This is a genomic window from Prevotella sp. MA2016 (assembly GCF_000619825.1).
Taxonomy (GTDB): domain Bacteria; phylum Bacteroidota; class Bacteroidia; order Bacteroidales; family Bacteroidaceae; genus Prevotella.
In genome coordinates this window covers 187,853-211,461 of record NZ_JHUW01000011.1, presented here as the reverse complement: position 1 = coordinate 211,461, position 23,609 = coordinate 187,853, and the positions used below count along the sequence as shown (strand labels likewise).

The window sequence follows — 23,609 nt, the reverse complement described above, 5'->3', positions numbered from 1 at the left end:
ACGGAGATAGTCTGATAGGCTTTGCCTCTTTTGCTTTTTCTTTAACATAATACACCCCGAAAGTTTTTTGTCTAACTTTCGGGGTGCACTTCAACCCCGGCGCGGGGCACTTTTTGTTTTGAGATGTAGCCTATCCCAAAACAAAAAATCCTGCTCGAGTTTGTATCTACAACCTATCCAATCTGGAAACTATCAGTTCTTCATACGCTTGTTTCAGGTCATCACTGAGGAAGGAATCTTTTATAAGCTGTTGCCATTTGGGAAACACCTTATGAAGCCCTGCGACGAGACGCTGTACTACATTTTCTTCCAGTCCCATAGTCTTTGCAGCATTAAGAAAGTCTGCCAAACGGAGTTTCGCTTTCTTTCCCACAAGAGTAAGTGCCAATTCCTCCTTGTCCTTCGGATTGGCAATGGCGACATTGAGGAGGTCATAAGCAGGAGTGAGTTGATAGCCCTCAGAAGGACGATAGAGCGAGAAGTTCTTCAGGTGCATATCGTTGTTGCCTGTGACAAAACAGAAGAGTAGCAACTGCATGTAATTCGTAAGGTCGAGTTTTGGTGTGTTGCTGTACTGCAAGATTGTCTTTGCTATCTGCTCATGCGATCCTTTGTACTTATACTCCGTAGGGTGTAGCGTGAGTTGGCACATATCCTCCATGTCTATCTTCTCGCCATTCTCGGTTCGGTCAATACGCTTTGTGATGTACCCCAGTTTTCCATCAGCCAAACGAATAAGGCTATGAGGCACCACACTAATCTTTGCGGCTTCCGCAAGGTGCATCGTTAAGTCCTCATTTTCGGGCAACTGCACGTAACTCTCCGTTTGTGGCTTGAAGATATAATCTCCCCAAAGTCCTACGATAGTCAGTCGGCTACAGCCATCGTGCTTATCGAGGTTCAGAGACAATTTGGGTTGAACGCCTGTCAGAGATGTTTGAGCACGAATTACCTGCTCGGCTAATTGGTCGAGCTCTTCATGTTTGTACTCCAGCAAGGGCACATCCTTTGTTCCAAAGAATTTTCGGGCACATCTTGGATGCATGTCTTTCTGACCTTCTTCCAATTCCTTATAACAATATAGACATTTACACATTGTCGCCTCCTTCCTTATTTATAGGCACGACACTGACAGAACCGATACACTCCTTGCAGCATAACAATAATAGCGACATACGGTCAAGAATACTGATGTCGGTGTTGCGAAGTGCCACATCAAGTAGCCATCCTTCAGGTATCAAACCATCAAAGAACGGGAATAGTACAGGACTTACGAATGTTTCCGTTTGTAATGGGAGTGTCAGACTTACAGGTTGCGCATCTTCACGTTTGAGGTACGCTTCATCATAACCGAATCGGTATTCGCCACCATCTTCTGTCAAGATGCCAGCAAGGACATTCTTTCGATATATCTCTGCTTGTCTCATTGCCTTTTGGTTGCTGTAAGTTCGTAGTTAAACAAATCAAGTAGCTGGTTGACCTTATCCATTCTTAACGTCGGCTTTCCCTGTTCCAGATTGCGTACAAAACACAAGCCTACGCCAGACTTCATAGCCAGATCTTCTTGCGTAAGGCCATATTCCTTGCGCAAATCCTTTACTACCTTCGATAACTTTGTCTTTTCCATATAAATTATATTCTTTCGCATGCAAAATTACAATATTATTTGTAAATTACATGCTTTCTGATATAAAAAGTGTGATATTTAACATTTTTATATGCTTTCTACTATAGTTTTACGTTTTTTTCGGTGTTAACATTATTTAATCGGGGATGAAAGGCAACTTTGCGAAAGAATTACTATCTTTGCAGCATATAACCTATTTGACAGTGACAATTTTAAACGTAATATTAATTTTTAAAACAATCTAATTATGAGAACGAACTTTTTAACAAGACTGCTGCAGGCATCGCTGATGTGCTGCCTGGCCGTGCTCTTCACTGCTTGTGACGACATCTTCGCCAGCGAAGACAATCCCACACCGGCTTATCTCCAGTTGAACGAAGCCCCAGTAACCCTCAAGATTGGCGACACTTTTAAGCGCCAGGCTGTATCGGTGACCACAGCCGTGGTGGAATATACATCGAGCGACACCAATGTGGCTACTGTTGATGGCGAAGGCGTGGTAACCGCCATTGCCGAAGGTACTGCCACCATCACTGCCACCGCTACTGGCTACAGCACCGGCGGCAAGAAGATTTTCCTGGCCGATTCGAAATCGTACAAGGTAACGGTTAACGATCCTATTAACTCGCTGTCGACTCCTGCATTGCTGACTGTTGCCGTCGGTAATAGCGCTACAATCACTCCAACCATCGATCCTGCTGGTTACCCTATCCAGTGGAGTTCGAGCGATGAGAGTATTGCTACCGTAGATGAAACTGGTAAGGTTACAGGCGTTAAAGCATCGGCTGTGCCTGTTGCCATCACTGCCAAGGCCGGTGGTAAAACCGCTACTTGCAACGTTGTTGTTGCTTCATCTGACCTTTCGACTCTTACAGCCGCATATACTGCTCATGATGGTGATGTGCTGACGGGTGAAACAACCTATCCTGTTTCTATCCCCGATGGCGCCACAATATATCTTGCTGATGCAACCGTTAATAATACTGTGGAATGCCTAGGCGATGCCACCGTTGTTCTGATTAAGGAAACGGTAAGTACAATTTCTGCAACAAATACAGCGATAAAAGCAGGTCCTATTGGCACTACCTTGACCCTCAGTGGCGAGGGTACGCTAAATGCGACCTCAAGTGCTGTTAATTATGCCTGCATAGGCTCTCAAAAACAAGGAGCCGCTGGTAATATCGTTATCAAAGGTGGTATCATCAATGCTACAGTTGCCGATGGAGCAGCGGCCATAGGTGCTGGCAACGGTGGTTCTTGCCAAGATATAACCATTCAAGGTGGAACGGTGACTGCACATGCCGGTCAATATGGTGCTGGTATCGGAACAGGTACTAATGGTTGGGGCGCAACTGCGTGTCGCGATATCACGATTACGGGCGGTGTCGTGAATGCCTATGGTGGCCTCGAGGGTGCTGGCATTGGCGCGGGCGGTGCGTACTCCTACAACTACGTTATAAACTGTCGCGATATCACGATTACGGGCGGTACCGTGAATGCCTATGGTGGTAATTATGCTGCAGGTATCGGAACGGGTATAAGGCAGTATTCTGTTGGTCCATGTCCTACTTGTGGTAACATCACCATCAGTGGTGGCACAATTACAGCCACGAAGGGTGCTTATGCAGGATGGGATATTGGTCCAGGTGTCATATCGAATCCTAGCTATTATGGCATCGTATCCGGTACGATGAGTGTAACTGTAACTGTTAAGGATGAGAATGGTAACGATGCCAGCATCTACGCTGCCCCGTGATGATGGAGTTGCTGGCCGACAAATCACGTCGGTCAGCATTTTTTTTTTGCTGAAAAATTTGGTGGATTCGGGAGAATGTATTATCTTTGCAGCCGTTTTTGAGGCGCCGAGTGGAGGCGCAGCGAATGAAAGAAAAACTGAAAAGATATAAACTTTAAACGACATGAGAAAAAACTGTAACATCAGCCAAGAGCTGACTGAGATGACGTGCGACACATGGGTGCCGTACTATGAAGTGGGAGTGAGTTGCGGACTGCCTGGCGAGATGGGCGATCTGCCACCAGAGATGATACTGCTGCCAAGTATGCTGACGCGCGGCCGACAGGTGTTTATCGTGAATGCCCAGGGCGACTCGATGCAGGGCATAGGCATCTACAGCGGCGACCCGCTGCTGCTTGAGAGCGTGCGCAGCGTGAGGTCGGGCGAGGTGGTGATGGTGGCCATCGATGGCGAGGAGGTGCTGAAGACTTATTTCGTGGACGAGGAAAACCAGCACTGGCTGCTGCCTGCCAACGATAAGTATGCACCGATACTGCTGACCGAGGACATGGACGTGCGCTTCTGTGGCCGACTGGTATGCAACCTGAGCACACCGCGCGACAGCATCAGCCACATCAACGAGCAGATACGTAAGTTTAAGAAAAATCAGCACAAGCTGGCCGACGTGTATGAGCGACTGGCCGAGGCAGTGGCGCAGGGCAGTTCGCTGTTCTGGGCGGCGTCGGCATGGGCCGTGGTGTATGGCGTGATGCGCGACTGCTGCGACTGCCAGTGCAGTGTGGCGCAGTTTGAGCGCAAGGTGCAGGCCCTCATTCTGCCAGCCAGTTTCGAGTTTGCTTGCCGCAAGGGCTCGGTGCAGCGCACCCTCAGCAACCATACTTATATGTATTTCCCCGTTGACAAATGGGCCGAGCAGGGAGCCAGCAAGCGCGAACTGGCGCTGATGGCATTTATGAAAGAAAAACTAAAATAAGCTGCCCGTATGATTACCTAACCTTCAGTAAGTTGGCCGCAAGAGTTACCGAAACCTGACACACTTACCGAAAACCGTTACCGAATGCGTTTCAAGAGATTGGAACGCATTTTTTTTATGCCTACTTTTGCACCGTCGAACGATGACAAGACGTTCTTTGAAATTATGGAAACAAAAATTTTGAGAGTAGTGCGCCAGGGCGAGGCCTTCGGCGTGCAGTCGGCAAAGTCCGAGAGTGGTACCATCCAGAAGTGCAACATCGTGCTGCGCGAGCTGGGTGGATCGAAGTTCGAAAACGAGTATGTGTGCGCCATGCTGGGCAATCTGGCGGCGTGCAGGTTCTACGAAGGTGACATCGTGTGTGCCACACTTCGTTTCTCTACACATGAATATCAGAACCAAGTATTCCAAGAAATACTGGTTACTGATATCGTAAAACTAAATAAGTAATGTATAACCTATGAGTTGAAAGACGAGCGGAGAAGTATCCGGATGAAATGAGCTCAAGCAATCTTCGCTTTTCCTAAGCTCGTTAATTTTCAACAAACAATGGAAACAAATATCCAAATTTTTACAAGCGAAGTTTTTGGCGAGATTCGTACTTGCCAGGTTGATAATCAAATCATGTTTGTGGGTAAAGATGTGGCCCAGGCGCTGGGATACAGCAACACCCGCGATGCTCTTAGAAAGCATGTAGATTCCGAAGATAAGGGCACCGTCGCAATTCGCGACACTGCCTACGAAACTCGAGTAACAATCATCAACGAATCGGGACTCTACTCGCTGGTGCTCTCTTCCAAACTGCCACAGGCCAAGGCCTTTAAGCGCTGGGTTACCAGTGAGGTGCTGCCACAGATTCGCCGTACGGGCGGTTACATTCCTACCCACGCTGCTGATGGCCGCGACCTCTCAGCCGTTGAAATCCTGCACCGGGCCGATGCCATTGTAGGTAACACCCTGCGCCTGCTGAACGAGGAGGCCGAAGACACGCTCACCGCCACCCAGGTGGCCAAGACATTCAACATGACCACCTGCGACTTTAACGCCATCGTGCGCGACATGGGCATACAGTATCGCCGCAACGGTCACTGGAACATCAGCGACGATCTGGTTCATCGCAATCTGGTGCGCCTGCGCACGCACGTATCCTATTCTCTGAAGGGACAGAAAAAGGTGAAGACCTATATGACGTGGACCTTAGAAGGCGTGAGATTCCTGAACTCAAAACTGGGATACCCGAATTTTTGAAGAATTGACAATTATGAGCGTACATATAATATATTATCAGGATGGGGCGAAGATGATGCGACCCGTACTAACGAGAGAAGACTATCTGGCGCTGCGTGGCGGCGACGAACAGCAACAACTGCTGACCGCCATCCGCAGCGGTAACGAACAACTGAAAAACCGACTGCCACAGATGAACTACTCATGCCTGCCCAATGCCGACGGCACACTGAAGGGCAGCACCCGACTGAGCACCACCGTGGGCATGGATATCGACCATCTGGAGCCCGCCGACATGCCCGCCATACGCGAGCGTATACTCAGTAAAAAAGATGAACTGGGGCTGCTGATGCTCGAAGAGAGTGCCCGCGGACAGGGCTACCACCTGGTGTTCCGCCGCCGCCCCGAGCGCTCGCAAGAGGACAATCTGCGCTGGGCCAGTCAACTGTTGGGCGTGGAATACGACAAGGGTGCCAAGGATATCACCCGCGTGTTCTTCACCACCGGCACCGAGCAGCTGATTTATCTGGATGATGCCATCTTCGAACTCGAAGAAGTTTTAGGCACGGATGACACGGCCTTTTTAAAAAAGGACACGGCTGTTATCAATGAAAAAGAGCAGTGTCTCTCTAAAAGAGAGCCGTGTAATCCGTGCCAAGATAAAGATTACAACGGCACGCCGTTCAGCGAGATTATCGCCAAGTACTGGGAGATGTTCAACGGTGGCAAGGAGCCCACGGCGGGCGACCGCAACGTGCTCACCTTCGAGCTGGCCGTTACCATCCGCAGCATCTGCGGCTACCAGCTGGAGCAGCTGATGCTGGTGATACCCAACTACTGGGCAGCACCCGATGGCACCTGCACCGAGGCCGATATGGGCGAATATCGGCAAACCATCGAGAACGCCCTGAAAGAGCCGCGCAAGGGCATGCCCTACCGCCTGAAACAGGTGCTGCAGGCACTGAAATCGCAGGCTGGCGTAAAGGCCTGCGGTGGCACCATGAGCACCCCGCCGCCACTGCCCAAGAAGTTGCCGCCACTCATCAGACTGCTCACCCGCAACGTGCCCTCTTACTACAAGCCTGCCGTGGCCAGTGCAGTGTTTCCCGCGCTGGGTGCCCATCTGCACGGCGTGAAGTTTCGCTACTGGGACAACGTGGAGCACGAGGCCACGTTTATGAATCTGCTAGTGGGCCGCCAGAGTATCGGTAAGGGCAGCATCAAGAAACCCATCGATTACATCATGGAGGATATCCGCCTGCGCGACCAGCCCAACCGTGAGCGCGAGGCTGAGTGGAAGCGCAAGAACCCCGCTGGCAAGCAGAAGAAAGACCCGCGCCCTGCCGACATCTGCATACAGATGCTGATAGACAATCTTACCGACGCCGTGTTCAACCAGCGCATCGTGGATGCACACAACAACGGACAGCGCTACATCTTCACCATCGTGGACGAGGTAGAGGCGCTGAAGAAGGTGACATCCAAATGCTCGGTAGATGAGGTGGGCCTGCTTATCCGTAAAGCCTTCGACAACTCGCTGGCCGGTCAGGAGCGCGTAGGAGCCGACTCCGTGAGTGGTATCGCACCGCTGCGATGGAACTTCAACGCCAGCACCACGCCACCCAATGCGCGCAAGTTTTTCTATAAGATGGTGAACGATGGCACCGTGAGCCGACTGGATGTGGCCACCATCATCCGTAATGATGACGACGACGACGAACCGCCCATCCAGGGCATCTACGACGAGCAGTTTGCTGCCGAGCTGAAGCCCTATCTCGAACGGCTTGAGGCTGCCAGCGGACTCATCGAGTGCCCGCAGGCTAAGAAGCTTGCCCTCGACATTCGACTGGAAAACAAAGACGCTGCCCGCCTGTTTGAAAGCGAGGCCTACCGCGTGCTGTCGTATCGCGCCAACGTGATAGCATGGCTCAAAGGCATGCTGCTCTATGTGGCCCACGGCTACCGGTGGGACAAGACGATAGCCGACTTTGTGCGCTGGAGCGAGCAATACAACATGTGGTGCAAGATGCTCTACTTTGGAGCCCAGCTCGAGAAGGAGTTGCGCGAGGAGGTTGAGATACAGCGCCGCTCGGGGCCTCAGAATCTGCTGCGCCTGCTGCCCGATGAGTTTACCCACGAGCAGTATATGCTGATGCGCCAGCAGCAAGGGCGCGAAGGCGATGGCAAAAGTGCCCTGCGGCAGTGGCAGACTCGCGGTCATCTGGTGTACGACGAGGTGAGCCATCGGTATTGTAAAACCGAACAGTTTAAACAAAAATTCGCCAACCTATGACAGATATTGCCAATACCCAACAATGCTTTGTGCAGCTCTGGCTACTGCTGGAGCGCACCAGGCACCTGCTGCGGGGGCAGTATAAGCGCTACTGCATCCGCAACATACTGAAGGCTTGGTTTGGTGGCGCAGCCAACGACGATTTTATCTGGCACGTGTGCCACCAGTGCGAGCAAGAAGGCTGGAACGAGTTGCCCAGTGTCAAGCTCTATCCCCGCAAGCATCGCGAACTGTTGCGCGCCATCGTGGCCGTGTGCACAGGCATCAGCTTCTACAAAATAGACCTGCGGGCCCTCGACAGTGCCTACAGCCAAGCCTTCCCCCACAGCACAGCCATCAACATTAATAAAAAAATTAAAAAATAAATGGAACAGGTATTACAATTAAACAGTCAAGCGGAGCTCTCTCCTCACTTTGTGCTGGGAGAGTTCACCAGGAGCAAATATCCTGAAGTGTATAATGTGCCTAGTCATGAGGCGATAGCAAATCTAAAACGCCTATGCACATGGCTGGAAGCGCTGAGAGAACGGGCCGGACGATCTATTGTGATCAACTCGGGCTATCGCTCGCAGCAGTTGAACCGGAAGGTTGGGGGAGCAGCCACCTCTAACCACCTGACGGGTTGCGCGGCCGACATCCGCACCAGCGGCATGGAGCAGGCCATCACCTATGCCGCCATCCTGCTGGCCTACGCCCGGGAATCGCAGCAGGAGTTCGACGAGCTGCTGATAGAAAAGAATCGCTACGGTGCCGTGTGGCTGCACTTCGCCGTCCGCCCCAGCACCCCCTCGGCCTCGCCCAAGAACCGCCACAAAGTAGCCTTCATCCAAGCCTAGAAACAATCAGAGAGCCATGCCCCGCGGCACGGCTCATCGTTTTGCGATGCGAAAATGTTTAAGCATACGACTTCCTGAACGTTAAATTGTGAAATTTCTACATGTTTTCGCAAAAAAAACTTTGAAGTTTCTGCAAAAATGCGTATTTTTGCCACCGGAATAAATAATTTTTCGAATATGAAAACAACCTTATCACTGGAGAACATCCTCCACATGCTGAGCGGCCTGAGTCTGAGTAACAGACAGTGGTTGGCAGAGCATCTTGTTGAGCCAGAGGAACTGGAACAGATTAAACAGCGCAAAAGCGATGAAGAGTTTGTTCGTGAACTTCAGGCTTTGCACTATGAGGGCGAGCCTTCTGCTGAAGAGTTAAAAAAATCGCTTCGCGACAGTCATCATTTCGGCGGCCGCGAGATAAAGTACAAATACACAGATGAAAAATAAGCAATACCTTCTCGATACAAATATATTAATAGATTTTCTTGATGGTGTACCATCTGTTATAGAACACGTGTTGAAAGCTGGTGTTAAATCCTGCTATGTATCGTCGGTATCCATTCATGAGTTATTTTATGGCGCCTATCTTGCCAAAGAAAAAAAGGAAGAATACTACAACAAAGAGCTACTGAAGATAAATAAACTTATTGAGTATTTTGATATTTTGCCACTTTCTGAGCAAGCTGAACAATACGGAAGAATTAAGTATTCCCTAAAAAAGAAAGGTGAAATGATAGATGAGTTTGACATGCTGATAGCGGGTCAAGCGCTATGCGAAGGTTTGACGGTAGTTACCGATAACGTAAAGCATTTCAACCGTATTGAAGGATTAAAAATTGCCAACTGGCTCAAAAAATAATGCTGACGGTAAAAACCGGGCAGTGTCGCGAATCGTGACGGCATCCCCCAAACCACTGCCCTGATTCAGGACACAGGGTCGAAATTTCTCGGCTCTGTGATAATTTTGTATAAAAATGAACGATATTTCTATTCTGCTTTCATAATAAATCGCTATCTTTGCGGCATAAATTACTAAACGATAACTATCTATGAAGGAAAATTACTTTGCGGACAAGAACCGCTACGACAATGGGATGGAGTTTGAGCGCTGCGGCCGCTCGGGTGTGTTGCTGCCTAAGGTGAGTCTGGGATTCTGGCACAACTTCGGTAGTGTGGACCCCTACGAGCGCAGTCGCGAGATTACGCACTACGCCTTCGATCACGGCATCACCCACTTCGATCTGGCTAACAATTACGGACCGGTGTATGGCTCGGCCGAGGAGACCATGGGCCGACTGATGGACGAGGATTTCCGACCTTATCGCGACGAGCTCTTCATCTCGAGCAAGGCCGGCTACGACATGTGGCCTGGACCTTACGGCAACTGGGGCTCGCGCAAGTATCTCATGGCCAGTCTCGACCAGAGCTTGAAGCGCATGAAAATCGACTATGTGGACCTGTTCTACAGTCACCGTTACGACCCCGAGACCCCACTCGAAGAAACCCTGCAGGCGCTGGTGGATATCGTGCGCCAGGGCAAGGCGCTCTATGTGGGCATCTCAAACTGGCCGTTGGAGCCGCTCAAAATCGGTTACGACTACCTGAAGGCTCACGACGTGCCCCTGCTCATCTATCAGGGCCGACTGAACATGCTCGACCGCAAACCGCAGGAGACGGGTATCTTGGATTTTTGTGCTGAAAAGGGTGTGGGCTTCATAGCCTTCTCGCCGCTGGCACAGGGCCTGCTCACCGACCGCTATCTGAACGGCGTGCCTGCCGACAGTCGCATGTCGAAAGGTAAGTTCCTGCGTGAGGAGATGCTCACCCCCGAACTGCTGGAGAAGCTGCGCACATATAATAAGGTGGCCGAAAGCCGCGGTGAGACCCTTGCCGAGATGGCCTTGGCATGGATCCTGCACCAGCGCGGCGTCACGTCTGTGTTGGTTGGGGCCAGCTCTACAGCTCAGTTGGAAAAGAATCTGCGCTGCGTGAGAGCTGCTTCGTTTGACGACGAAATCTGATTCAGGCGCGTTTCATCGTCATAATCTTGGTGGGGCAGGCCTGAATGCACTTGCCACACTTGATACAATCGGGATTCAGATAGCCTGATGCCTGGCCGCGGCTGTCGTAAGGCGTCAGCTGCATGGGGCATACGCGGGCACAACTTTTACACTTCATCTGGCAACTGCTGGCCACGCTCACACTGGTATAGGGCGCGGGCAGCGGTTGCTTTTTGGGGGCCACCCAGGCCGACAGTGTGCCCATGGGGCAGAACGAGCACCACGTGCGGGGCGCATAGATGAACGAGAGTACCACGCCCGCAAGGGTGGTGACTACGATGAGGTTCCAGAACACCTGGCCGATGCCATTCCACATGGCCATACCGCCCTCGCTCCAGGGCACGATGACCGACAGTTGCACGCCAAACATGGTGAAGATGAAACCCACCATGAACAGGCGGAAACCCGGTGTGCGCACAAACGCAGGGATGGGGCGATGAGGTGAATATTTCGACAGCAATCGGTCGTACATGTTGCCACGCGGACACACGTTGCCGCACCAGTAACGGCCGCGCCAAATCGATGTGAGCACAGGGCCCACCATGCAGATGAGCGCCAGCAAACCTACGACGGGGAAAAACCAGCCTATGATGATGTAGGCAAAGATAATCCAGTAGAGCGAAAGCCCTGGAGTGGCAAAATGACGGTGAAAATTCTTCTTCATATACCTAATTATTCTTAAATCCGGTGCAAAGGTACGATATTTATGATAGATGTATGAATCATTTTATCTATCTTTGTATCGGTTTTATCTATTAAAGCAAAAGGCCTATGACGCTACAACAGTTGAAATACATCGTTGCCATCGACCGCCAGCGCAATTTTGCCAAAGCGGCCGAGCAGTGTGGCATATCGCAACCCACACTGAGCTCCATGCTGGTGAAGCTGGAGGAAGAACTCGACGTGCGCATCTTTGAGCGAAGCAACAAGCACGTGACGCCCACACCTGCCGGCGAGAAAATCATCCGTCAGGCTGAGAAAGCGCTGGCCGAGGCCGAGCGCATCAGCGAACTGGTGACCGAGGAGAAAGGCGACGTGAGCGGTAGTCTCGCCCTGTCCATAGGGCCCACCATCGCTCCTTACATCCTGCCCAAGTTTATCCGCATCTACCGGGAGAACTATCCGCAGGTGGCCCTGTCTATCCGCGAACTGAAGGCCGACGCCATGCTGGGTGAACTGCAGCAGGGCCGACTGGATGCCGGCATAGCCACCTGTGGCCACAAGCGCGATGGCATACTCGAAGTGCCCCTCTACACCGAGCGTTTCATGGTGTATCTGGCTGAGAGCTGCTGGCGCAAGTTGCCCGTTTTCAAACCCGAGAATCTCACCCACGAGAAGATGTGGATCATGAAAGAGGCCCAATGCCTGCGCGAGAGTGCCTTCAGCTTCTGCAAGTCGAGAGCCGTGGGCAATCATATCTACGAGGCGGGCAGCATCGACACGCTGGTGCGCATCGTCGATGAGAACGGAGGCTTCACGATTATCCCCGAGATGCACCTGCCACTGCTTTCCGAACATCAGCGCGAGAACGTGCGGCCCATCGAGGGCGACTTTCTCTCGCAGCGCAGGGTGTCGCTCTATCTGCGCAGCGACTTTATCCGCGAACGCATGCTCAACACCATCACCACCACGCTGCTGAGCTTTATGCCGCCAAAGATGATGGAAGAGCGCATTGCCAAATACGGAATAAGGCTCTGAAAACGTACGATAGTATAGGAAAACGAACGATATTGTAGCCCTAATCAGAACAAAAGATAATATCTTTGCATCGAAAATTACTAAAAACATGTAACGATGATTAAAGAGAGCTGTATATCACTCATCATGATGGCACTACCGATGGTGGCGCTGGCACAAGTGGCCGACGCACCCAAGGACGTGAATGGTGTCATCGATAATACCCCCGACAGTATCGCACAGGCCATGACGGCACGACCCGTGCCCGGTTCGAGCCGAAAGGGCTCGAACCCCGTGCTCTTCCTGATAGGTAATTCCACCATGCGCACGGGTACGATGGGCAATGGTAACAACGGACAGTGGGGATGGGGCTACTATGCCCACGATTATTTCGACCCCGAAAAGATTACGGTTGAGAACCAGGCGCTGGGCGGCATGAGCAGTCGCACCTTTTACAACAAACTGTGGCAGCCCATCAAGCAGGCCATACGCCCAGGCGACTGGGTGATCATATCCATCGGTCATAACGACAACGGACCTTACGACGAGGGCCGCGCGCGTGCCAGCATCCCTGGTACCGGCGACGACTCGCTGCAGGTGGTGATCAAGGAGACCGGCGAGCACGAAACCGTCTATACCTACGGCGGCTACATGCGCCAATATATTAATGATGTGCGCCAGCAGGGCGGACGTCCCATCCTGATGTCGCTCACCCCGCGCAATGCCTACGACGACAACGGCAAGATAGTGCGCAAGCCTCACACACAGTGGCTCATGCAGGTGGCTGCCGAAGAGGGCGTGCCCTTTATCGACCTGAACGAGATTTCGGGGCGCAAGCTGGATAGCTACGGGCCATGGAAGACCAGTTACCATTTCTATCTCGACAAAATCCACACCAGTCGTTTTGGGGCGATGATGAACGCCCGCAGTGCTGCCGAAGGGCTGATGGCGAGCCATAACCCCGCACTCGCCCCGCTGCAGGCGATGATGCGCGGCGTGGAGCCCGCTACCTATGCGGTGGATCGCACCGATGGCAAGCCCGCCGTGTTTATCACAGGCGACAGTACGGTGAAGAATGAGGATAAGGACAAGGACGGCATGTGGGGTTGGGGCGCCGTGGCCAATACGGTGTTCGACGAAAACAGAATCAGCATTGTGAATGCCGCCATGGCTGGTCGCAGTTGTCGTTCCTATCTCAACGAGGGGCGCTGGGACAAGGTGTACAACTCGCTGAAGCCCGGCGATTTCGTGCTCATCCAGTTTGGTCATAACGACATCAGCACCATCGACAAACCTAAATATCGCGGCGCCATCGCCACGGCTGCCGACAGCAGTCATGTGTACAGGCTGGACAATGGTCGCTACGAGGTGGTGTACAGCTTCGGTTGGTATCTGAAGAAGTTTATCCAGGACGTTCGCGAAAAAGGTGCTACCCCCATCCTGGTGTCGCTGACGCCACGCAACGAGTGGGAGAACGGAAAAATCGAGCGCCGCAACGATACCTACGGCCGCTGGTATCGCCAGGTGGCACAGGAGACGGGCACCGAACTGGTGGACTTGCATAACCTGGCTGCCGACTATCTGGATAAGAAGTGTGGCAGCAAGGCCAAGGCCGAGAAATACTACAAGCGCGACCACACCCACACCTCGCTGCTGGGTGCCAAAACCAACGCCCAGTGCGTGGCCAAGGGTTTGCGCGCCAACCATAGTGCATTAGCAACATTCTTAAAGAAGAAATAATAACGTAAAACCAAATGAAACGATTTGCATTTAAGATGCAGCTGAAACCCGGCTGCGAAAAGGAATACGAGCGCAGGCATGCTGCCATCTGGCCCGAACTGGTGAAGATGATCAAGGACGGCGGCGTGAGCAACTACAGCATCTACTGGGACAAGGAAACCAACATCCTGTTTGGTTATCAGGAGTGCGCAGGCGAGGGCAACTCGCAGGATACTGACAACGTGGATCCCATCACGCAGAAATGGTGGGACATGATGGCCGACATCATGGACGTGAACCCCGACAACTCGCCCGTAACCAAACCTCTGCAGGAGGTGTTCCATCTCGACTAATACAAACAATTGACGCATTTCATGAAAAAATCAATACTCCTGATGCTGGCGCTGGCGGTGATGACTGCTGGCACGGCGAAACCTAAGAAGAAACCTGCTGTGGAGCGCTGGCCCGACGGCACCGTGATGGACGCCTGGTTTAAGGATACCACCAAGGTGGATGTGGCGGCGCTGGGCAAGCAGTATGTCATCACCGACTTTGGCGTGCGCCGCGATTCGACAGTGGTGCAGACCAAGGCCATACAGGCCGTCATCGACCGTGCTGCCCAAGCGGGTGGGGGCGTGGTGGTGATACCCGAAGGCACATTCCTCACGGGCGCCCTGTTCTTTAAGCAAGGTACGCACCTGCACGTGGTCGGTCGACTGAAAGGTTCCGACCGCATCATCGATTTCCCCTATATGAAAACCCGTATCGAGGGCGAAACCTGCACCTACTTCTGTGCGCTGGTGAATGCCGACGGCGTGGATGGATTCAGCATCAGCGGCAAGGGCACCATCGACGGCAACGGACTGAACTACTGGCAGGAGTTCTGGATTCGTCGCAAGTGGAATCCGCAGTGCACCAACAAGGATGCGCAGCGCCCGCGACTCACCTATATCTCTAACGCCAAAAACGTCACCATCCAGGATGTGCATCTCATCAACTCGCCCTTCTGGACCAACCATGTCTATAAAAGTACGCACGTGCGCTATCTCGACTGCTACATCTATGCACCCACCGAGAATATCTGGGCGCCCGATCCCACGCGTGGCGCACCATCGAGCGATGCCATCGATATCGATGCCTGTACCGACGTGCTCATCAACGGCTGCTACATGCACGTGAACGATGATGCCGTGGTGCTGAAGGGTGGTAAGGGCACTTGGGCCGACAAGGACGAAACCAACGGCGACTGCGAGCGCATACTGATACAAAACTGCCACTACGGCAAGGTGCATGGCTGTCTGACGCTGGGCTCCGAGTCGCTCCACGACCGCAACGTGATTCTACGCAACTGCCATACTGAGCGCGCCGACCGCGTGCTGTGGCTCAAGATGCGCCCCGACACGCCGCAGCACTACGAATACGTGACGGTGGAGAACATCACCGGTCGCTGCAAGCGCTTCCTCTTTGTGCACCCATGGTCGCAGTTCTTCAAGCCTGAGAAGCGCGACGACATGCCGCTGAGCCGCTGCAACAACATCACGCTGCGCAACATCCAGGTGGATACGCCCACGCCTTACGATGTGAAGACATCCGACAAGTATGAGCTGATAGATTTCACCATCGACGGCAAGCCATTGGCATTTGCCAAGAACCCCGTATCAACAGAGCAATTACAACATATCGTATATGAATAATCAAAAATATTTTTTTTCGGTAGATCTGGGTGCCACCAGCGGGCGAACCATCATTGGCAGCATAGCTGATGGGAAGTTCGAACTGGAGGAGGTGACCCGTTTCCCCAACAACCTCATCATCCAAGGCGGTCATTACTACTGGGACATCTACGCCTTGTATTTCGAAATCATCAAGGGCCTGAAAGAGGTGGCGCGCCGCCATCTGGATATCGTGAGCATCGGTATCGACACCTGGGGCGTTGACTTCGTGCTGATAGGCGAGGATAATGCCATCCTGCGCAATCCGCGCGCCTATCGCGACCCCATCACCTTCAGCGCCATGGACGACTATCTGCAGAACGTCATCTCGCGGAAAGAGGTGTACAGTGTGACAGGAATACAGTTCCTAAACTTCAACTCGCTGTTCCAGCTCTACGCCATGCGCCAGGAGGGCAACAGTGCGCTGAAGCATGCCCGTAAGATACTCTTTGTGCCCGACGCACTGAGCTGGATGCTCACAGGGCAGGAGGTGTGCGAATATACCATCGCATCAACCTCGCAACTGCTCGACCCGCGCACCAAGCAGCTCGACGAGCGCCTGCTGGCATCGGTAGGGTTAAATCGCGAAAAGTTCGGGCGGATGGTGATGCCCGGCACTCAGATAGGTGTGCTGACCGACGAGGTGCAGCAGTTGACCGGACTGGGCGCTGTGCCCGTGATAGCGGTGGCTGGTCATGACACGGGTTCGGCTGTGGCAGCCGTGCCCGCCAGCAACGAGCAGTTTGCCTACCTCTCTAGCGGCACCTGGAGTCTGATGGGTATCGAGACCAAGGATGCCATCATCAGCGACCTGAGCTACGAGCGCAATTTTACGAACGAGGGTGGAGTAGAAGGCACCACGCGCTTCCTGAAGAATATCTGTGGCATGTGGCTGTATGAGCGCTGCCGACTGGAGTGGCCCGACGAGGTGCGACAGCTGTCGCATCCCGAACTGCAGGGTCAGGCCATGCAGGTAGAGCCCTTCCGCTCGCTCATCAATCCCGACGACCAGCTGTTTGCTGCGCCCCAGTCGATGATTGGTGCCATCCAGCAGTATTGTAGCGACACCCACCAGCCTGTGCCTGAGACACCAGCCGAAATATGCCGTTGCATCTTCGACTCGCTGGCACTGCGCTACAAGCAGGTGTTCCAGTGGCTGCAGGAATTCACCCATCACCAATCACCCATCACCCATCTTCACATCATCGGTGGCGGTTCGCTCAACAAATACCTGAACCAGTTTACCGCCAACGCCACGGGTGCCACCGTGCTGGCCGGTCCGCAGGAAGGTACCGCCATCGGCAACATCATGCTGCAGGCCAAGGCTGCCGGACTGGTGAAGGATATCTGGGAGATGCGACGCATCATCGCCAACAGTATCAATCTGGTGAAATACACCCCCGCCGATGCTGCCGCATGGGACGAGGCTTACGAGAAATATTTGAGAATAACTAATAATAAATAAAAAACAAAATGAAAACAGAACTAATTGAAAAAGCGTATGCCGTAGCCAAGGAGCGCTACGCTGCCGTGGGCGTTGATACCGACGCCGTGTTGAAACAACTGCAGGCTCAGCAGATTTCTCTGCACTGCTGGCAGACCGACGATGTAGTGGGATTTGAGCGTAACGAGGCTCTGAGTGGTGGTATCCAGACCACTGGCAACTATCCCGGACGTGCACGTAATATCGACGAGGTGCGCCAGGACATCGAATTCGTAAAGACCCTGCTGGCTGGTAACCACCGTCTGAACCTGCACGAGATATATGGTGACTTCGGAGGTAAGTTCGTGGATCGCGACCAGTGCGGCGTGGAGCACTTCCAGAGCTGGATCGACTGGGCCAAGGAGCAGAACATGAAGCTCGACTTCAACTCATCCAGTTTCTCGCACCCCAAGAGTGGCAGTCTCACCCTGTCGAACCCCGACAAGGCTATCCGCGACTTCTGGATTGAGCATACCAAGCGCTGCCGTCGTATCGCCGACGCCATGGGTAAGGCGCAGAACGACCCTTGTATCATGAATATCTGGGTACATGATGGTTCGAAGGATATGCCCGTACAGCGCAAGAAATATCGTGAGATTCTGGCTGCATCGCTCGACGAGATCATGGAGGAGAAGCTCGACGGCGTGAAGAACTGCTTCGAGGCCAAACTCTTCGGCATCGGACTGGAGAGCTACACCGTGGGCTCGCACGATTTCTATACTGCCTACTGTGCTACCCGCAAGCAGATGTACACCATCGATACCGGTCACTACGAGCAGACCGAGAATGTATCGGACTTTGTTTCTACGCTGCTGATGTACGTGCCTGAGCTGATGCTGCACGTGAGTCGCCCGGTGCGCTGGGACTCTGACCATGTGACCATCATGAACGACCAGACTCTCGACCTCTTCAAGGAACTGGTGCGCAGCGACGCGCTCGATCGTGCACACGTGGGTCTCGACTATTTCGATGCTTCTATCAACCGCATCGGTGCTTATATCATCGGTGCACGCGCCACTCAGAAGTGCATCCTGCAGGCCCTGCTGGAGCCCAAGGAACTGCTGCGTAAGTATGAGGACAACGGACAGAACTTTGAGCGCTTGGCACTGATGGAAGAGGCCAAGAGTCTGCCTTTCGGTGCCGTGTTCGACTACTTCAACCTGAAGAACAGCGTGCCCGTGGGCGAGGAGTTTATTGCTGCCATCCAGCAGTACGAGCGCGACGTGACATCAAAGAGATAGTTCTTAGTTAAGAGTTAAGAATTATGGCAAAGTCGAGTTCGCTGAAGAGCACGCTGGCCGTGTCTCTCAATAACTATCTGGATGCAGGTGCCATCGTGGCTGGTGCCAGTGGGGTGACGCTGTGGCAGAACTATCTGGGACTGAGTGAGATGCACCTGGGTTGGCTGAATGCACTGAGCGCCAATGCGCTTGGTGCTGCCATCGGTGCTATCATCGGTGGTTTCCTGGCTGATAAGTTCGGGCGCAAGTTCATCTTCACCTACAACCTGCTGGTGTATATGACGGGTGTGCTCATCATCATGCTGTCGATGAATTTCCCCATGCTGCTGGCGGGATTCCTGGTGACGGGTATCTCGGTGGGCATCGGTGTGCCTGCGTCGTGGACCTACATCTCTGAGAGTTCGGAGGTGAACAACCGCGGACGAAACATCTGTATCTCGCAGATGTCGTGGGGCGTAGGCCCGATGTGCATTCTGCTTTTTGGCATGCTGCTGGCACCGGGCGGATACTGCTATGGACCGGTGGAGGCGTTTGCCCGTCAGACGATTGGGGCCGATGCACCACAGGCGGCTATCGAGGTGTTCAGTTCGCGCATGGTGTTTGCCACGCTCTTCATCGTGGCTTTCGTGGCCTGGAACCTGCAGCGACAGCTGGAGGAGAGCACAGAGTTTACGGCCAATAAGGAGAAGGACAACAGTAGTATCGTGGACAACATCAAACTGCTGTTCACCAACCGGATAGCTGTGAAGACGGTGGCTTTTCTGGCTGCCATCTATCTCACCTGGAACCTGGTGGCCAGTGTGATGGGATTCTTCATGCCACACATCTATGAGACCGCTGGCGGACTGAGCAACGAGGCGGCCAACATGCTGAGCTGCATCAGTTGGGTGTTTGTGGTGGTCACCACGTTTATCATCTCGTTTATGGTTGATAAGGTGGCGCATCGCTTCTTCTACGTGTTCGGTTTGGCGGCTGCGCTCACGGCCTGGATTCTCATCATCGGCGGGGGCGTGTCAACCATCGCGGGCATCTGGATCTTCACCATCCTCTGGGGTGTCAACAACGGTAGTTCGGTTCAGGTATTCTACGCCCTGTGGGGCTCTGAGTTGTTTCCTGCCAAATTCCGTGCCGGTGCCCAGGGCTTGATGTTCTTCATCGTGCGCGGACTCTCGGCGGTGTGGGGACTGGTGTTCACCTTTATCTATGGCGATAACGGCGAGGGCTTTACCTTAGCTGCCTACTGCATGGTGGCGCTGCTGCTGGCATCGCTCATAATCGGACTCATCGGCATGCCTAACACGCGTGGCAAATCATTGAAACAAATAACAAAAGAAAGATATGGAGAAACAGTTTAATAGTATTTTGAACGGCCGCGGAGGATTGAAAGCGGTTGTTGACCAGATAGCCGAAGTGACTGGCTATCTCTGGCAGAAAGGATGGGCTGAGCGTAACGGTGGAAACATCACCGTGAACGTGACCGAATATATGGACGACGACTGCAAGCAGATGCCTGCCATCGCCCCCGTGAAACAGATTGGTATGGTGCTGCCTCAGCTCAAAGGAAAGTATTTTTATTGTAAAGGTACGGGCAAGCGCATGCGCGACCTGGCTAAGGAGCCCATGCAGAACGGTAGTATTATCCGTATCTGCGACGACTGCGCCAGCTATGAGATCATTGCCGACGAGCCCGTGGCTCCTACATCGGAGTTGCCCACACACCTGGCGCTGCAGAACTATCTGCTGGAGACGGGGTCGTGCTACAAGGCTACCCTGCACACGCATCCCATCGAACTGGTGGCAATGAGTCATATCCAGCGATTTCTGAAAGGCGACGAGATGACACGCGTGCTGTGGTCGATGATTCCCGAGACATTGGCATTCGCACCGCTCGGCATCGGCATCGTGCCTTACGCACTGCCTTCATCAGTAGCACTGGCCGAGGCTACTCTCGAGCAGATCAAGACGCACGACGTGGTGCTGTGGGAGAAGCATGGCACTGTGGCCGTGGGTACCGACATCATGGATGCCTTCGACCAGACCGACGTGCTCTGCAAGGCAGCCAACATCTACATGTGTGCCAAGTCGATGGGTTCGGAGCCCGACGGCATGACCGATGCGCAGATGAAGGAAGTGCAGGATGTGTTTAAACTGCCAAAGAAGCGTCCTTGCTGATGAAATATCATCTTGTAGTTATAGCTGGCTTGCTCGCCGTGCCCATGCTGGACGCGCAGGCTCAGCCGCATGGAACACCCGCTCCTCGTACCTTGCAATATCAGCCAGGTGCGGGGGGCGACTTCTTTTGTGTGAATGGTAACAACCGCTACACGCGGGCGCTCTACGGCAGTCATACCGACTGGCGACTGGAAACCAGCGACCGACCCATCTTCGCGGTGGTGAAGAAAGGGCATCATCGCAACATCCGGTTGGTGGCTCAGGTGGATGGTAAGGACTATCCGCTGGAGGAGGTGCGTTCTTGTACGGCCCGCTATTTTCAGGGGCAGCGCACTTATCAAATCATAGGCTGGGGTGGGGCACAACTGGATATCCGGGTGGTAGCACTGCCCGATGGCGAGGCGGCTGTCTGGGAGTTGGCTTCTACTGGTTTGGCTGGGCGCGCGCGTATCAAGGCACTGGTGAGCGAGATAGCGCAACCCAGATTGTCGCGCAATGGTGACATCGGTGCCGACAAGTCTGGTGTGCTGGAGCCCAAGGGGGAGCCGCTGCAGACGTTGAAGCTGGCGCTGGACGATGCGGTGACCTACATGAAGGTGGATGTGAATGTGCTCTCGCAGTTGACTCAGGTTGATGGTGCCAGATTGTATGAGGCTGCTGCCGATCATTATCGCCAGTTGGCCGAGCGCATCCAGTTCGGCACGCCCGATCCTTTCATCAATACCTTAGGTGGCGCGTTGGCGCTGGCTGCCGATGGCGACTGGGACGGCAAGACTTGGCTGCACGGCTGTATCGGTTGGCGCATGCCGCTGGCTGGATGGCGCGCGGGTTATCTGGGCGATGTGATGGGGTGGAACGACCGCGCCATCAGTCATTTCGATGCCTATGCTAAGAGTCAGGTGACGGAGGTGCCTGCTACGCTGCCGCATCCCGCGCAGGACTCGGCACTCCACATGGCGCGGGCCGAGAAGCGCTGGGGCACGCAGATGTATTCTGATGGTTACATCTGCAGAAATCCGGAGCGCAACGACCAGATGCACCATTATGACATGAACCTGAACTACATCGACGAACTGTTGTGGCACTTCCAATACGATGCCGACACGGCTTACATGCGCAAGATGTGGCCGGTGCTCACGCGCCATCTGGCTTGGGAGAAGCGTAACTTCGACCCGGATGGCGACCATCTCTACGATGCTTATTGCTGTATCTGGGCCAGCGATGCGCTCTATTATAGCGGTGGAGCCGTTACCCACAGCTCGGCTTACAACTATCGTGGCAACAGGTTGGCTGCCCGTATCGCCGAACTCATCGGTGAGAATCCGCAGCCCTATCGTCAGGAGGCAGAGGCCATCCTGCAAGCCATGAACCAGCGCTTGTGGATGCCAGACAAGGGGGTATGGGCTGAATATCAGGAGGCGATGGGACTGAAACGACTGCACGACCATCCTGCCGTGTGGAGCATCTACACGCCTATCGACTGTGGGGCATGCACGCCCGAACAGGCTTATCAGGCCACACAATACATCGACCGCCAGATACCGCATATCGACGTGGAGCAGTCGGGTTATCAGACTATCTCTACCAGCGACTGGATGCCCTATGCCTGGAGCATCAATAATGTGGCAGCTGCCGAGGTAATGCACACGGCACTGGCGTATTTCGAGGCTGGGCGCGCCGATGAGGGCTACCGCTTGATGAAGGCCAACATCCTGGATCAGATGTACTACGGACAGAGTCCGGCCAACTTCGGACAGATCAGTCATTACGACGCGGCGCGTGGCGAGTGCTATCGCGACTTTGGCGATTGCATCGGCATCAGTAGTCGAACCTTGTTGCAGGGCTTGTTTGGTATCATCCCCCAGGCGCTGGATGGCCAGTGCATCATCCGTCCGGGTTTCCCCGCTGAGTGGGATAGCGCCAGCGTCAGTACGCCCTATCTGTCTTACCAATTCGTGCGTAAGAATGGTAAGGTGCGCGTAGAAATCACGCAGCACTTCCCTCAGCCGCTGCAAATCATCTTCCGCCAGAATCTGTCAGGCGGTCAGTATCGCGACATTAAGGGCACCACAGCCCAGCATCAGGTGATAGAGTTCGACTTGGATTATCAGCCCGTGAAACTGGCTAAGTATTTTAACGCCAGCGTGAGCGATATCTTTAAGAACAAATATGTCAGTCCGCGTCCGCAAACCACCACACTGCAAATTCCCGTGCAGGGCATCGGGGAGTGGTGTCATCCTACGAAGACAGCCGAAATCAACGACTCCGTCTTCCGCACTAAGATTGTGAATGGCATATTCCAGATGGCTGGCATCCCATTCAGCACTCCGCAGAAGGGCCAGAATATTATCTACACCAGTCTGTGGGACAACTATCCTGATGCCATCACCATCCCCTTGAAGGGAAAGGCCTCGCGCGCCTATCTGCTGATGGCTGGCTCTACCAACCACATGCAGAGCCGCATAGACAATGGCGTCGTGGTAGTGACTTATACCGATGATACCACCGACAGTCTGGCCCTGCGCAATCCCGACAACTGGTGCCCCATCGAGCAGGATTACTATATCGATGGCAAAGCTTTCAGTGCCCCACAGCCACGACCTTATCGTGTGTGCTTCGGCACGGGCGATGTGAGTCGCAACCTGGGCAGCGTAGTCAAACTGGGTGGCGAGTATGGGCGTGACATCCCCGGCGGTGCGGGACAGATGTTGGAGATGCCGCTCAATCCACAGAAGCGCTTGAAATCGCTCACCGTGCGCACACTATCCAACGATGTGGTCATCGGTCTGATGGCCGTCACACTCCAATAAATAAAAAAAAGAATGCGCTCCGCAGT

At 53.5% G+C, this 23,609-nt stretch carries 23 protein-coding genes; 19 read left to right on the top strand and 4 right to left on the bottom strand.

Features of this window, described 5'->3' with window-relative positions; translation table 11 throughout:
• Positions 1-166: 166 nt before the first annotated feature.
• Genes T360_RS0109635 through T360_RS0109625 form a run of 3 tightly spaced genes read right to left on the bottom strand, consistent with a single transcriptional unit; the run spans position 167 to position 1,627 of the window.
• Positions 167-1,096, bottom strand: coding sequence for a HipA domain-containing protein (locus tag T360_RS0109635; RefSeq protein ID WP_028912599.1), 930 nt, complete (start codon positions 1,094-1,096; stop codon positions 167-169).
• Positions 1,089-1,427: a HipA N-terminal domain-containing protein gene (locus T360_RS0109630; protein ID WP_028912598.1), complete on the bottom strand. Its 339-nt coding sequence runs from the start codon at positions 1,425-1,427 to the stop codon at positions 1,089-1,091. Before T360_RS0109630 ends, T360_RS0109635 begins: the two co-directional genes overlap by 8 nt.
• On the bottom strand, positions 1,424-1,627 hold the full coding sequence (locus T360_RS0109625; protein ID WP_028912597.1) for a helix-turn-helix transcriptional regulator: 204 nt from the start codon (positions 1,625-1,627) through the stop codon (positions 1,424-1,426). Before T360_RS0109625 ends, T360_RS0109630 begins: the two co-directional genes overlap by 4 nt.
• A 247-nt stretch (positions 1,628-1,874) precedes the next feature.
• On the opposite strand from T360_RS0109625, the gene T360_RS0109620 reads away from it, so the two are divergent.
• From T360_RS0109620 to T360_RS0109575, 10 genes are all read left to right on the top strand, one after another.
• Positions 1,875-3,383: an Ig-like domain-containing protein gene (locus tag T360_RS0109620; protein ID WP_028912596.1), complete on the top strand. Its 1,509-nt coding sequence runs from the start codon at positions 1,875-1,877 to the stop codon at positions 3,381-3,383.
• Positions 3,384-3,546: 163 nt separating this feature from the next.
• On the top strand, positions 3,547-4,356 hold the full coding sequence (locus T360_RS15830) for a LexA family transcriptional regulator (protein WP_051523503.1): 810 nt from the start codon (positions 3,547-3,549) through the stop codon (positions 4,354-4,356).
• 165 nt (positions 4,357-4,521) lie between these two features.
• Positions 4,522-4,806 carry a hypothetical protein gene (locus T360_RS0109610; RefSeq protein ID WP_028912595.1) on the top strand — a complete coding sequence of 95 codons (285 nt, stop codon included), beginning with the start codon at positions 4,522-4,524 and terminating at the stop codon, positions 4,804-4,806.
• Positions 4,807-4,905: 99 nt separating this feature from the next.
• Positions 4,906-5,604 (top strand): BRO family protein, encoded by a 699-nt coding sequence (locus T360_RS16545; RefSeq protein WP_051523502.1) that lies wholly within the window; start codon positions 4,906-4,908, stop codon positions 5,602-5,604.
• A 13-nt stretch (positions 5,605-5,617) separates the two neighbouring features.
• Positions 5,618-7,876, top strand: a complete 2,259-nt coding sequence (locus T360_RS0109600) for a hypothetical protein (RefSeq protein WP_028912594.1) — start codon at positions 5,618-5,620, stop codon at positions 7,874-7,876.
• Positions 7,873-8,241, top strand: coding sequence for a hypothetical protein (locus T360_RS0109595; RefSeq protein ID WP_028912593.1), 369 nt, complete (start codon positions 7,873-7,875; stop codon positions 8,239-8,241). The genes T360_RS0109600 and T360_RS0109595 overlap by 4 nt, the downstream gene beginning before the upstream one ends.
• Positions 8,242-8,712 (top strand): D-Ala-D-Ala carboxypeptidase family metallohydrolase, encoded by a 471-nt coding sequence (locus T360_RS16010; RefSeq protein ID WP_081772765.1) that lies wholly within the window; start codon positions 8,242-8,244, stop codon positions 8,710-8,712.
• A gap of 177 nt (positions 8,713-8,889) precedes the next feature.
• A complete protein-coding gene (locus T360_RS0109585) occupies positions 8,890-9,156 on the top strand; it encodes a hypothetical protein (protein WP_155949467.1) in 267 nt (88 codons plus the stop codon).
• The gene (locus tag T360_RS0109580) at positions 9,146-9,568 is read left to right on the top strand and encodes a type II toxin-antitoxin system VapC family toxin (RefSeq protein WP_028912591.1); all 423 of its coding nucleotides are present in this window, start codon (positions 9,146-9,148) and stop codon (positions 9,566-9,568) included. Before T360_RS0109585 ends, T360_RS0109580 begins: the two co-directional genes overlap by 11 nt.
• A gap of 190 nt (positions 9,569-9,758) precedes the next feature.
• Positions 9,759-10,730 (top strand): aldo/keto reductase, encoded by a 972-nt coding sequence (locus T360_RS0109575; protein WP_028912590.1) that lies wholly within the window; start codon positions 9,759-9,761, stop codon positions 10,728-10,730.
• A gap of 1 nt (position 10,731) precedes the next feature.
• On the opposite strand, the gene T360_RS0109570 is transcribed toward T360_RS0109575, so the two are convergent.
• Positions 10,732-11,433 carry a 4Fe-4S binding protein gene (locus T360_RS0109570; RefSeq protein WP_051523500.1) on the bottom strand — a complete coding sequence of 234 codons (702 nt, stop codon included), beginning with the start codon at positions 11,431-11,433 and terminating at the stop codon, positions 10,732-10,734.
• Positions 11,434-11,540: 107 nt separating this feature from the next.
• On the opposite strand from T360_RS0109570, the gene T360_RS0109565 reads away from it, so the two are divergent.
• From T360_RS0109565 to T360_RS0109525, 9 genes are all read left to right on the top strand, one after another.
• Positions 11,541-12,467, top strand: coding sequence for a LysR substrate-binding domain-containing protein (locus T360_RS0109565; protein WP_028912588.1), 927 nt, complete (start codon positions 11,541-11,543; stop codon positions 12,465-12,467).
• 96 nt (positions 12,468-12,563) lie between these two features.
• On the top strand, positions 12,564-14,186 hold the full coding sequence (locus T360_RS0109560) for a rhamnogalacturonan acetylesterase (protein ID WP_028912587.1): 1,623 nt from the start codon (positions 12,564-12,566) through the stop codon (positions 14,184-14,186).
• A gap of 14 nt (positions 14,187-14,200) precedes the next feature.
• Positions 14,201-14,518 carry an L-rhamnose mutarotase gene (gene rhaM, locus T360_RS0109555; RefSeq protein ID WP_028912586.1) on the top strand — a complete coding sequence of 106 codons (318 nt, stop codon included), beginning with the start codon at positions 14,201-14,203 and terminating at the stop codon, positions 14,516-14,518.
• A gap of 60 nt (positions 14,519-14,578) precedes the next feature.
• Positions 14,579-15,859, top strand: coding sequence for a glycoside hydrolase family 28 protein (locus tag T360_RS0109550; protein WP_369793506.1), 1,281 nt, complete (start codon positions 14,579-14,581; stop codon positions 15,857-15,859).
• Positions 15,852-17,342: a rhamnulokinase family protein gene (locus T360_RS0109545; protein WP_028912584.1), complete on the top strand. Its 1,491-nt coding sequence runs from the start codon at positions 15,852-15,854 to the stop codon at positions 17,340-17,342. The genes T360_RS0109550 and T360_RS0109545 overlap by 8 nt, the downstream gene beginning before the upstream one ends.
• Positions 17,343-17,350: 8 nt before the next feature.
• Positions 17,351-18,601, top strand: coding sequence for an L-rhamnose isomerase (locus T360_RS0109540; RefSeq protein WP_028912583.1), 1,251 nt, complete (start codon positions 17,351-17,353; stop codon positions 18,599-18,601).
• Positions 18,602-18,624: 23 nt separating this feature from the next.
• Positions 18,625-19,956, top strand: coding sequence for an MFS transporter (locus T360_RS0109535; RefSeq protein ID WP_036929327.1), 1,332 nt, complete (start codon positions 18,625-18,627; stop codon positions 19,954-19,956).
• Complete coding sequence (gene rhaD / locus T360_RS0109530; RefSeq protein WP_036929324.1) at positions 19,940-20,773, top strand: rhamnulose-1-phosphate aldolase; 834 nt, start codon at positions 19,940-19,942, stop codon at positions 20,771-20,773. The genes T360_RS0109535 and rhaD overlap by 17 nt, the downstream gene beginning before the upstream one ends.
• Positions 20,773-23,583, top strand: coding sequence for a hypothetical protein (locus T360_RS0109525; protein ID WP_028912580.1), 2,811 nt, complete (start codon positions 20,773-20,775; stop codon positions 23,581-23,583). The genes rhaD and T360_RS0109525 overlap by 1 nt, the downstream gene beginning before the upstream one ends.
• The last annotated feature ends 26 nt before the right edge of the window (positions 23,584-23,609 follow it).

Coding starts and splice junctions, on each gene's coding strand:
- T360_RS0109635 (WP_028912599.1), bottom strand. CDS start 1,096: ATGTGTAAATGTCTATATTGTTATAAGGAATTGGAAGAAGGTCAGAAA.
- T360_RS0109630 (WP_028912598.1), bottom strand. CDS start 1,427: ATGAGACAAGCAGAGATATATCGAAAGAATGTCCTTGCTGGCATCTTG.
- T360_RS0109625 (WP_028912597.1), bottom strand. CDS start 1,627: ATGGAAAAGACAAAGTTATCGAAGGTAGTAAAGGATTTGCGCAAGGAA.
- T360_RS0109620 (WP_028912596.1), top strand. CDS start 1,875: ATGAGAACGAACTTTTTAACAAGACTGCTGCAGGCATCGCTGATGTGC.
- T360_RS15830 (WP_051523503.1), top strand. CDS start 3,547: ATGAGAAAAAACTGTAACATCAGCCAAGAGCTGACTGAGATGACGTGC.
- T360_RS0109610 (WP_028912595.1), top strand. CDS start 4,522: ATGGAAACAAAAATTTTGAGAGTAGTGCGCCAGGGCGAGGCCTTCGGC.
- T360_RS16545 (WP_051523502.1), top strand. CDS start 4,906: ATGGAAACAAATATCCAAATTTTTACAAGCGAAGTTTTTGGCGAGATT.
- T360_RS0109600 (WP_028912594.1), top strand. CDS start 5,618: ATGAGCGTACATATAATATATTATCAGGATGGGGCGAAGATGATGCGA.
- T360_RS0109595 (WP_028912593.1), top strand. CDS start 7,873: ATGACAGATATTGCCAATACCCAACAATGCTTTGTGCAGCTCTGGCTA.
- T360_RS16010 (WP_081772765.1), top strand. CDS start 8,242: ATGGAACAGGTATTACAATTAAACAGTCAAGCGGAGCTCTCTCCTCAC.
- T360_RS0109585 (WP_155949467.1), top strand. CDS start 8,890: ATGAAAACAACCTTATCACTGGAGAACATCCTCCACATGCTGAGCGGC.
- T360_RS0109580 (WP_028912591.1), top strand. CDS start 9,146: ATGAAAAATAAGCAATACCTTCTCGATACAAATATATTAATAGATTTT.
- T360_RS0109575 (WP_028912590.1), top strand. CDS start 9,759: ATGAAGGAAAATTACTTTGCGGACAAGAACCGCTACGACAATGGGATG.
- T360_RS0109570 (WP_051523500.1), bottom strand. CDS start 11,433: ATGAAGAAGAATTTTCACCGTCATTTTGCCACTCCAGGGCTTTCGCTC.
- T360_RS0109565 (WP_028912588.1), top strand. CDS start 11,541: ATGACGCTACAACAGTTGAAATACATCGTTGCCATCGACCGCCAGCGC.
- T360_RS0109560 (WP_028912587.1), top strand. CDS start 12,564: ATGATTAAAGAGAGCTGTATATCACTCATCATGATGGCACTACCGATG.
- rhaM (WP_028912586.1), top strand. CDS start 14,201: ATGAAACGATTTGCATTTAAGATGCAGCTGAAACCCGGCTGCGAAAAG.
- T360_RS0109550 (WP_369793506.1), top strand. CDS start 14,579: ATGACTGCTGGCACGGCGAAACCTAAGAAGAAACCTGCTGTGGAGCGC.
- T360_RS0109545 (WP_028912584.1), top strand. CDS start 15,852: ATGAATAATCAAAAATATTTTTTTTCGGTAGATCTGGGTGCCACCAGC.
- T360_RS0109540 (WP_028912583.1), top strand. CDS start 17,351: ATGAAAACAGAACTAATTGAAAAAGCGTATGCCGTAGCCAAGGAGCGC.
- T360_RS0109535 (WP_036929327.1), top strand. CDS start 18,625: ATGGCAAAGTCGAGTTCGCTGAAGAGCACGCTGGCCGTGTCTCTCAAT.
- rhaD (WP_036929324.1), top strand. CDS start 19,940: ATGGAGAAACAGTTTAATAGTATTTTGAACGGCCGCGGAGGATTGAAA.
- T360_RS0109525 (WP_028912580.1), top strand. CDS start 20,773: ATGAAATATCATCTTGTAGTTATAGCTGGCTTGCTCGCCGTGCCCATG.